Source organism: uncultured Veillonella sp. (assembly GCF_934230905.1).
GTDB lineage: Bacteria > Bacillota > Negativicutes > Veillonellales > Veillonellaceae > Veillonella.
In genome coordinates this window covers 58,570-69,227 of sequence record NZ_CAKQFJ010000012.1, presented here as the reverse complement: position 1 = coordinate 69,227, position 10,658 = coordinate 58,570, and the positions used below count along the sequence as shown (strand labels likewise).

Annotated in this window: 9 protein-coding genes and 1 tRNA gene; 9 read left to right on the top strand and 1 reads right to left on the bottom strand. The window is 36.9% G+C overall.

Annotated features, from left to right (window positions below; translation table 11 throughout):
* Nucleotides 1–371: 371 nt before the first annotated feature.
* Nucleotides 372–445 (bottom strand) — tRNA-Gly (locus Q0E20_RS04910).
* A gap of 135 nt (nt 446–580) precedes the next feature.
* Between Q0E20_RS04910 and Q0E20_RS04905 the strand changes: the two genes are divergently transcribed.
* The 9 genes from Q0E20_RS04905 to Q0E20_RS04865 all read left to right on the top strand — a co-directional run bounded on the left by Q0E20_RS04905 (nt 581) and on the right by Q0E20_RS04865 (nt 10,656).
* Nucleotides 581–1,906 carry a PepSY domain-containing protein gene (locus Q0E20_RS04905; RefSeq protein WP_295997112.1) on the top strand — a complete coding sequence of 442 codons (1,326 nt, stop codon included), beginning with the start codon at nt 581–583 and terminating at the stop codon, nt 1,904–1,906.
* A 195-nt stretch (nt 1,907–2,101) separates the two neighbouring features.
* On the top strand, nt 2,102–3,256 hold the full coding sequence (gene nhaA, locus Q0E20_RS04900) for a Na+/H+ antiporter NhaA (RefSeq protein ID WP_295997109.1): 1,155 nt from the start codon (nt 2,102–2,104) through the stop codon (nt 3,254–3,256).
* 28 nt (nt 3,257–3,284) lie between these two features.
* Complete coding sequence (gene nhaA, locus Q0E20_RS04895) at nt 3,285–4,457, top strand: Na+/H+ antiporter NhaA (protein WP_295997106.1); 1,173 nt, start codon at nt 3,285–3,287, stop codon at nt 4,455–4,457.
* A 24-nt stretch (nt 4,458–4,481) separates the two neighbouring features.
* Nucleotides 4,482–5,087: a 3D domain-containing protein gene (locus Q0E20_RS04890; protein WP_295997103.1), complete on the top strand. Its 606-nt coding sequence runs from the start codon at nt 4,482–4,484 to the stop codon at nt 5,085–5,087.
* Between the two features lie 140 nt (nt 5,088–5,227).
* On the top strand, nt 5,228–6,052 hold the full coding sequence (gene purR / locus Q0E20_RS04885; protein ID WP_295997101.1) for a pur operon repressor: 825 nt from the start codon (nt 5,228–5,230) through the stop codon (nt 6,050–6,052).
* Nucleotides 6,053–6,061: 9 nt separating this feature from the next.
* Nucleotides 6,062–7,435, top strand: a complete 1,374-nt coding sequence (glmU, locus tag Q0E20_RS04880) for a bifunctional UDP-N-acetylglucosamine diphosphorylase/glucosamine-1-phosphate N-acetyltransferase GlmU (protein WP_295997098.1) — start codon at nt 6,062–6,064, stop codon at nt 7,433–7,435.
* Nucleotides 7,436–7,574: 139 nt separating this feature from the next.
* Nucleotides 7,575–8,528: a ribose-phosphate pyrophosphokinase gene (locus Q0E20_RS04875; protein ID WP_295997094.1), complete on the top strand. Its 954-nt coding sequence runs from the start codon at nt 7,575–7,577 to the stop codon at nt 8,526–8,528.
* Nucleotides 8,529–8,538: 10 nt separating this feature from the next.
* Complete coding sequence (gene pth / locus Q0E20_RS04870; RefSeq protein ID WP_295997092.1) at nt 8,539–9,117, top strand: aminoacyl-tRNA hydrolase; 579 nt, start codon at nt 8,539–8,541, stop codon at nt 9,115–9,117.
* A gap of 57 nt (nt 9,118–9,174) precedes the next feature.
* Nucleotides 9,175–10,656 (top strand): aminotransferase class I/II-fold pyridoxal phosphate-dependent enzyme, encoded by a 1,482-nt coding sequence (locus Q0E20_RS04865; RefSeq protein WP_295997088.1) that lies wholly within the window; start codon nt 9,175–9,177, stop codon nt 10,654–10,656.
* Nucleotides 10,657–10,658: the final 2 nt, after the last annotated feature.

The following is a 10,658-nucleotide window of genomic DNA, read 5'->3' as shown; positions in this document are numbered from 1 at the left end:
CGTAAACGCCGAAAGTACTTGGCTGGAGACGGCCTGGGAGGATAGGAAGTCGCTGATTAAGCTAAAAGGCTAACCGAATGGTTAGCTTTTTTTGTTATATACTTACATGTAGAGTCCGACCAGGGCACCTGGGAAAGGTAGGGTGTGAGCTAATAGAGGAGTGAAGCGACGCATGGGAGCCACACATCACCTTCATCCGAACGTAAGATTTCTGCAGCTGCAAAGCAGCGATGAGAAATCCACAGTGAGGAGTGATAGGAAGTCGCTGATTAAGCTAAAAGGCTAACCGTATGGTTAGCCTTTTTTGTTATATATTTACATTTTAGACAAAAAATAGCCATGATGTGAATCACATCATGGCTTATTTTATATGGAGCGGGCGAAGGGAATCGAACCCTCCTCTCAAGCTTGGGAAGCTCGCATTCTACCGATGAACTACGCCCGCATGATGTACATATTGTATCATATATTAATCTTTTTATTCAAGTACAGTTAATTATACTATATATACCCATAGTGGTAATTGTATTGTATTACTATCAAAATGGATGTATAAAATAATGAGAAAGGGGGCATATGTATGTCTAAGATTTATAACATCCATAAATGGTTATCTATAGTATCTATATTATTTTTCTTAATGTTCTGTATTACAGGGCTCGTTCTTATGTTTAGAACTGAATTAAATGCGTGGGCTCAAGGGGGAACGAATCATACCTTATCATCAATGGTTATGGGGCAAGAAGAGTCTTCTATTTTTGATTATGCTGATGAAGGGGATCGACTAGTTAAGGCAAAATATCCATCAAAGGATATTTTAAATATTTCTCCTGCTATGGGGGCTTCACATCTTTTACGGTATCGTATTATTGATTCATCTGCTACCGTAGCTCCTCCAGCGCGAATGGGGATGGGAGGGGATTATGCATTGTATAATCCTGAAACAAAGGCTCTCATTACTACCCATCATGAAACACCTGCTCATCCTTGGGTTCGCAGTGTATTACATACGCTTCATCAACTACATACAAGACTGGATCTTGGAAAAGCAGGAATTTATATTGTAACAATTTTATCGTTAGTATGTGGTTTATCTATTGTTTCTGGTATTTTTTTATATGGACCATTTCGCAAAAGTTTTGCAAAATCTTCTGTATTGTCTAGCTCTATGAAATTAAGTACATTACATCGAGAATTTGCTATGGTTGCCACTGTATGGGGATTTATCTTATGTATTACAGGTGTATGGATAGGTGGATTTTTTATTGCTAATGACAGCTATAATGCAGATGTACTACACACTGCAAAGCAAGAACTTTCAGTTGGTCAATCTGACATTTTACAACCATCTGAAGCTATCTCTCGCATTATGAAAGCATATCCTGATCGTCAGCTTATATCTATTGATTATCCATCTAAATTTAATAATTATCATTATGCATTTTATTTAGGTGCTGAAAATGATGATGATCCAGCTATGTTCTTGGGTCAACCAGTCTATGCTAATTTATATACTGATTCGACTAAGGATATGTATTCTACAAAAACAATTCCTTGGTATTTCATGGGCATGACTACCATGATTAATCTCCATATACATAATCATAATACGATGGTACTTAAACTATTATGGGCCATTTGGGATATCGTTCTTATCATAGGAATTGTGACTGGTATTATAATGACTATTAATAAAAAATTCTTACAATCTACTGCTTTAGAATCTAAAGCTCCAACTGAGATAAAACATGTTTGGCGAGCACCAATTTGTTGTAGTATGTTAGTATTACTTGGCTTTATTGTGCCTCTTTGGTCAAATCCGATTACAAATACTATAGCTGCTATTTGTTTGACAATTCCTCTTATTGTATTTTTGGTTTCTTTAGTTAGAGGATTTAATCATTAATTCATTGTATTGTTTTTGTACTTAATCAGCATACGTATTTGTCATAAACCTTTGATTACTTTAGACTCAATCAGAATGGTTCATTATTAGTTTATTGATTGATTTCGAACTAAAATGATATAATAATAGATATTAATTATATTTTTATGTAGTAAAAATTGTATTTATATTATGGTTGAGAAAGTGGTAGTTATTATGAAATATATAAAAGCATTTATTCAGTCTGAATCATCTGGCGGTATTATGCTCCTACTTGCTGCTATTCTTGGTGTTATTACGGCCAATTCACCACTAGCTGCACAGTATTTTTCACTTATGCATATTTATTTAGGCCCTATGGATATATTGGAATGGGTAAATGATGGTCTTATGGCCTTGTTTTTTTTGTATGTAGGCCTTGAGATTAAGACTGAAATGATTTCTGGAGAGTTAAATACTAACTCAAAACGTTTGTTACCAGTTTTGGCGGCATTTGCTGGGGTAGTAACTCCCGCTTTAGTTTATTTTTTAATAGCAGGATCTATTCCTGATTATACACATGGTTGGGGGATTCCTACAGCTACGGATATAGCATTTGCTATTGGTGTTATTATGATGCTTGGAAAACGTGTATCACAAGCGATGAAGGCGTTTCTTTCCGCATTAGCTGTTATTGATGATTTAATTGCGATTATAGTTATTGCTTTATTTTACGGTGCAGGTATAGAGTTTCCCGATTTAATCGTTGCAGCTATTATAACAGGTGCATTGTGGTATGCCAATAAACAAGGGTATGTAAGACCTGTTTTATATGGTGTATTAGGCGCTATTCTTTGGTACTTTGTTTTAAAATCTGGAGTTCATGCTACCATTGCCGGGGTCGTATTGGCAATGACTATTCCTTCAACGGGCAAGTTTGCTGGAGAAGCCGTATATCCGATGCGCCAATGGGCAGATAAACTAAAAAATTGGGTTAACTTTTTAATTATTCCCTTATTTAGCTTTTTAAATGCAGGTGTATCTTTTTCTGATGTTTCAGTAGATCATTTATTTCACCCTGTTGTTTTAGGGGTTTCCTTAGGCCTTATTCTGGGTAAACAATTTGGTATTTTTTCTGCAGTTTATGTATTAGTTCAATCTAAGATTATTAAGATGCCTACTAATACAACATGGCCAGAGGTTTATGGTACAGCTATTGTTTGTGGTATTGGTTTTACCATGAGTTTATTTGTTGCGACATTGGCATTTCCGCCTGGTGTAACCCAAGAAATGGCTAAGATAGGTATTTTTATTGGATCTATTATATCTGGTTTGTTAGGTGCTACAGTTTTATCAGTAGCTTATAAAATTCGAACAGCTAAACATAAATAGTAAATAAAGTATATGGGAAAGGAATTATATGGAACGGATATTTGTATTTTTACGTTCTCCTGGTGCTGCTACTACTGTATTGCTAGGAGCCACTATTATTGCATTGATTGTTGCTAACTCTCCATTAGTAGTACAATATATGTCATTAGTTAATTTGCAATTAGGCCCATTAACAGCTATGGAATGGGTTAATGATGCATTAATGGCAATCTTTTTTCTTTTTGTTGGTTTAGAAGTAAAACGTGAACTGGTAAGTGGTGAACTTAATACCAATGCTAAGCGTATTATGCCGGGGATTGCGGCCTTATTTGGGGTTATTGTACCTGCAGTTATTTTTTATCTAATAGCCGGTTCTAATGATGTATATGTCCATGGATGGGCAATCCCAACAGCTACTGATATTGCGTTTGCTATCGGGGTTATTACTGCATTAGGTTCTAGAGTACCTAATTCTATGAAAGTTTTCTTAACTGCTTTAGCTGTTATTGACGATTTAATTGCAATTATTGTTATAGCTATCTTTTATGCATCACATCTTAATCTGTTTTACTTAGTAGCTGCAATTATTGTTACTGGATTGTTGATTTATTGTAATCGAGCTGGATATGTTCGTTCATTGTCATATATTATTCTTGGTGTAATTTTATGGTATTGTATTTTACGTTCTGGTTTACATGCTACTATGGCTGGTGTTATCCTTGCTATGACGATTCCAGAACGTGGGAAAATTGGTCGGAAATATGTTAGACCGATGCAACATTGGGAACATTACTTATCTAATTGGGTAAGCTTTGTTATTGTTCCGATTTTTGCGTTCTTTAATGCTGGTGTTAATCTTGATGGGTTTGGTTTTGCCGATTTAAGTCATCCTGTCGTTCTTGGCGTTGCATTAGGTCTTATATTGGGCAAACAAATCGGCATTTTTGGGGCTATGTTTGGAATGATTAAATTAGGGATTGTTCCAATGCCAGCGGAAGCAAATTGGAAATTTATATATGGGACTTCTATCGTTTGTGGTATTGGCTTTACTATGAGTATATTTGTCTCTGTTTTAGCTTTTGATCCTGGTCATGCTCAAGAGATGGCAAAGGGGGGCGTGTTGATTGGATCTATCATTTCTGCTATTATTGGTTATAGCTACTTACGAATAGTTGGATCTAAACGTAAGGAATGCCATATTGGGGTATATCATAATTGCTAAATTAAGCAATAAAGGGGAATGTACATGATTAAGAAGGTTTTAATACTTTGTACTGTATTGTTTATGACAAATATGATGGCTTTTACACAAGCAAAATCTGTTGATAAGGGTCAACGAGGTCACCATGTGCAAAAAATTCAAACCATGTTGGTACATCAAGGATATCTTAAAGATTCGGCAGATGGTATTTTTGGTCATAATACTGAGTTAGCAGTACGTAAGTTTCAAAAAGCAAAAGGGTTAACTGTAGATGGGCGTGTAGGAACAGCTACAATGAATGCATTAGAAAAGGATGAGACACGTTTTGGTGACTCTAGTATTGCTAGAAGTCATAGTGGAATACCTAATAAGTATGTCCGTGTCTTGACAATGCATGCTAGTGCATATAGTTCTCAGGACCCTGGAAACAGTAATTATACTGCTACTGGTAGTCGATTAAAAAAAGGTATTGTATCGGTTGATCCGAGAATTATTCCTCTGGGGACGAAAATGTTTATTGAAGGTTATGGTTATGCTATAGCTGATGATGTAGGTGGAGCTATTAAGGGGAGTCGTATTGATTTAGCCTTTGATTCTCGATCAGACGCTTTAAAATTTGGCCGACAAACGGTGAAAGTATATATCTTATAATTATATATAGATTATTAAAAGCTCTAGTCTAAGACTAGAGCTTTTTCCGAATTATATATTTTTTATAAATGAGAATATTCGGAATTTCATGGTATAATATAGGTATCAATATAAATCGAGTATTCAGCAAAGGAAGGCTTATGAATAAAGTTCGACGTGTTGAAAGAATGGTGGCAATGACTAAATTATTAGTTGACTCGCCACAAAAACTTATATCTCTTAATTATTTTTGTGATTTTTTCGGGATGGCAAAATCTACAGTTAGTGAAGATTTAACCTGTGTCCGTCAATCGATGGAACACTTTCAGTTAGGAACATTGGAAACGGTAGCTGGTGTAGCTGGTGGTGTTCGATTTATACCTCATCGAAAAGGGGCACAGGCCAATGAAATTCTATGTGATGTGCAAAAACGTTTGCGTGAACCAGATCGTATCATTCCTGGAGGATTCATTTATATGTCGGATATTTTATATGATTGGCATGTAATGACTCGGTTGGGCGAAATTATTATGACTCGTTTTGTTGATCGTAATCCAGATTATATTTTGACGGTCGAAACAAAGGGAATTCCCTTAGCGGTCATGGTGGCACGAGCTTTTAATAAACCACTTGTCATCGCTCGTCGTGATAGTAAGGTTACAGAAGGCTCAGCTATTAGCATCAACTATGTAACAGGTTCATCTGGCCGGATTCAAACGATGACATTGACTAAACGTGCGATACCACAAAATGCAAAGGTGCTTATCATTGATGATTTCATGAAGGCTGGAGGCACGGCTAAAGGTCTTACAGAACTTGTACATGAAATGAATGGTAAGGTGGTAGGGACGGGGGTTCTTGTAGCAACTGCGGAACCAAGTCCTAAGTTAATCAATGATTATGAGTCACTTTTTACATTCCATGGTATTGATGAAAGCACAAATGAAATTCACATTGAGCCTGTATTTGATACAATTGATAGATAGGAGTTTACTATGAATATTGCAAGTCTTATTTTAGCAGCTGGTAAGGGTACACGGATGAAGTCCAAATTGCCGAAGGTACTTCATAAAGTTGGCGGTAAAGCTATGGTTGAACGCGTTTTAGAAACTGTTCAATCTCTTGGAACTGATAAGGATGTTGTTATTGTTGGTTTTGGGGGCAATGCGGTACAAAACTATCTAGAAGGTCGTGCTGAATTTGTACGTCAAGAAGAGCAAAATGGTACTGGTCATGCTGTAAAGATGGCAGAACCTGTACTAGGCTCTTTTGATGGTACTATTCTTTTATTATGTGGTGATACGCCATTAGTGACTAAAGAAAGTTTAGAAGCTCTATTGAAAGAACATACTGAATCTGGTGCAGCTGCTACAATTTTAACGGCTCATATGCCAGATCCAACAGGTTATGGCCGTATTATTCGTAATGAAGCAGGTCATGTAGTGCGCATTGTAGAACAAAAAGATGGTAAGCCTGAAGAATTAGCGGTACAAGAAGTTAATACGGGAATGTATGCGTTTGATAGTAAAAAATTATGGCCTTGTCTTGGTCAATTATCTGATGATAATGCGCAAGGTGAACTATATATTACTGATGTTGTTGGTATCCTTGTTAATGGTGGGGACGAAGTTAGTGCTTATATGATCGAAAACTTTGAAGAATCATTAGGTGTGAACTCTCGCTTACAATTGGCTGAAGCCGAATCTATTTTGAAACATCGTAAGAATGTAGAATTAATGACCGCTGGTGTAACGATTGTTGATCCTGACAATACCTATGTAGCACCAGAGGTTATTGTTGGCGCTGATACAATTCTGTATCCTGGTACTGTATTAGAAGGCAATACGGTGATTGGTGAAAATTGTGAAATTGGACCTCATACACGTTTAACAAATGTAAAAGTAGGTGCTGATACGGTCATTCATTTTACGTATGGTCATGATTGTGAAGTAAAAGATGGGGTAGATATTGGACCATATGTTCACTTGCGTCCTAATACGGTTATTGGAAACAAAGTTCATATTGGTAACTTTGTAGAAGTTAAAAATTCTAATGTTGGTGAAGGTACAAAATTCCCTCATTTATCCTATATTGGGGACAGCGATGTAGGATCCGGTGTCAATATCGGTTGCGGTACGATTACGGTAAATTATGATGGTAAAATTAAGCATCGCACAACTATTGGAGATGGTGCATTTGTAGGCTGTAATAGTAACCTTGTAGCACCGGTTACTATTGGTAATTATAGTTATGTTGGTGCAGGTTCTACGATTACTAAAAATGTTCCTGATAAAGCATTAGCAGTAGGTCGCAGTAAGCAAATTGTGAAAGAAAATTGGGTTACAGAGGATACTTTCAAAAAGAAATAGAAATTTATTAAAAATTTTTCACACAAGATAGGAAAAATAGTATACAATAATAAGGCAATAAGGTTGTATATCTGTAATATTTCGTTACATATACATTGAGTAACTAAGTAAGATTACGGAGAAATGAAAGGGTATCAAAATGGCATTTGAAGACGGCAAAAAACTTAAAATTTTCACAGGTAACGCAAATCCAGAGTTGGCAAAGGAAATTTGTGATTATTTAGGTTTGCCTTTAGGTGAAGCCTTTGTAGGTCGTTTTAACAATGGCGAAGTACAAATTATGATTGATGAAAGCGTACGTGGCAAAGATGTATTTATCATTCAACCAACTAGCTATCCTGTAAATGATAACTTAATGGAATTAATGGTAATGGCTGATGCATTAAAACGCGCTTCTGCACGTCATATTACAGCAGTGGTTCCTTACTACGGTTATGCACGTCAAGATCGCAAAACTCGTGGGCGTGAACCAATTACAGCTAAATTAGTGGCTAACTTAATGCAAACTTCTGGCATTACACGTCTTGTAACAATTGATTTACATGCAGGTCAAATCCAAGGCTTCTTTGATGTGCCGGTTGATCATTTATACGGTGCATCTATTTTAGCTAAATACATTAATGAAAAACATCTTGAAGATGTTATCGTTGTATCTCCAGATCTTGGTGGTGTAACACGTGCTCGTGATTTGGCTGACCGTATTGGTGCTCCAATTGCCATTATTGAAAAGAAACGTCCTGAACCAGGCGTGGCTAAGGTTATGAATTTAATTGGCGATGTGAAAGGTAAAAATTGCATCATCGTTGATGATATTGTAGATACAGCAGGTTCCCTTGTAGAAGGTGCTAAAGCATTAGAAGAATTTGGTGCAAAATCTGTTATGGCTGCTGTTACCCATGCTGTTTTGACAGACCCAGCAAGTGAACGCATTGCAAATTCTAATATTAAAGAGCTTATTGTAACAAATACAATGCCATTACCAGAAAATTGCAAATTGCCAAATGTAACGCAATTATCTGTAGCTCCATTATTGGGTGAAGCAATTATGCGTATCTTTCACGAAGTTTCAGTAAGTAATTTATTTGATAAATAATAGGTGATTCTTGAAGTTAGTAGTAGGCCTCGGTAATCCAGGCAAGCAATATGAAACGACAAAACATAATATTGGGTTTATGGTTATCGATGCTATTGCAGATAGCGTATCTCACACGCCTTGGAAAGAGGAACAACGTGCTGAGGTTTGCAGTATTACTGTAGATGGTGAGAAGGTATTGCTTGTAAAGCCACAAACATTTATGAATGCAAGTGGTGAATCTGTAGGTCCGTTGATGCGGTACTATAAGATTGATTCATCTGATGTGTATTGCATTTATGATGATATGGATTTACCGGTAGGCAAATTGCGTATTCGACCAAATGGTAGTTCTGGTGGGCACAATGGTATCAAATCCTTAATTTCCCATATAGGAACAGAAAACTTTCCTCGGTTCCGCGTAGGAATTGGACGTCCGTTACCACAATGGACTGTTGTTGACCATGTGTTAGCACCATTTAGTGAAGAAAATCAAGAGAAGGTACAAAAGGGTATCAAGGATGCGGTAAAAGCTGTATTAGGTACCTTAGAAGTGGGCATCGATAAGGGGATGAATCAATTTAACCCTAAACGTCGTCCACATCGATAAATAACATGCATAAGGGCATGAGTCTCATAGAGATTCATGCCTTTTTTCGAGGGATATATGAGTAATCAAGATAAAATGCCTTTTGTAAAGGCTTTAGAATCATATAAAAAAGAACATTTTATGCCATTCCATACACCAGGACATAAGATTGGTGTAGAAGCGCCTAAGTTACTAAAAGAATGGATGGGGCCTGCTTTGCCATATGATTTGGGTGTTATGTATGCGCTAGATGATTTACATGAACCTGAAGGGGCGTTAAAAGAAGCACAAGATTTAACTGCTGAATTATATGGTGCTGATTATTGTTGGTTCTCTATTAATGGTACTACGGCGCTGATTGAAGCTATGATTATGGGGACGGTAGGACCTGATGAAACAATTATCATTCCTCGTGAAGCACATCGCTCTGTTATAAGTGGATTAGTTTTATCTGGTGCAAAACCTGTATATATGGACTGTACATTTAATACACGATGGGGGATTCCATTAGGGGTATCCTTAGAGGCTGCTATTCAAGCCATGGAAACACATCCAGAGGCTAAGGCGATTCTTTTAGTGTATCCAAATTATTATGGTGTAGGTGTAGATATTGAAAATATTGTAAAAGAAGCACATAAACGAGGTCTGATTGTTCTCGTTGATGAAGCTCATGGACCCCATTTACCGTTTTCAGAAATATTACCTATTGAAGCCATTGCAGCTGGTGCAGACTTAGTAGCACAAAGTACGCATAAGTCCGTAGGTTCTTTAACACAAACTTCTTGGCTATTAGGGCAAGGCGATTTAATCAATAAACGGCGTATTACACAAATGCATCAGATGCTACAAAGTACGAGCCCTAATTACATATTTTTAGCATCACTTGATATGGCACGTCATCAGTTGGCTACGGAAGGTGCACATTTAGTGAATCGTGCTGTATCATTAAGTTTACAATTGCGACGTGAATTAGAATCCATAAAGGGGATTTCTATCATGTCGCCCAAGGATGTAGATAGATCTAATTATGATGTAACGAAGGTGTTGATTGATGCCAAGGAATTAGGAATTACTGGTGTGGAGTTTGAAAAACAATTGCGTGCTCACCATATCGAAGTTGAACTTGTACAAGCACATCATGTATTGGTACTTATTACGATAGGTGATACAGAGGAATCTATAATGACACTTGTAAAAGCCGTACAGGCGATAAGCGACAAGATTTGTAATAAGCCATCTTTAATGAATCGTGTTAATAATCAAATAGTGGAACGTGCTGAAACTATTCAGTCAGCTAGCATTTTGCCTACTCCTGTTGTACGTATGACACCGAGAGAAGCCCTTTATAAAGAACGTAGCACTTGTATGTTAGAAATGGCATTACATCATATTTGTGGTGAAACTATTGCGTACTATCCTCCTGGCATTCCGTGTGTAGCCGTAGGTGAAGAGATTACAGAATCTGTGTTACAATATATACAACAACGGCGTGCATTGGGTTATATGCCAAATGGTGCGGCCGATATGAACTTAGAAACGATACAAGTTGTAGAGGAGTAGAG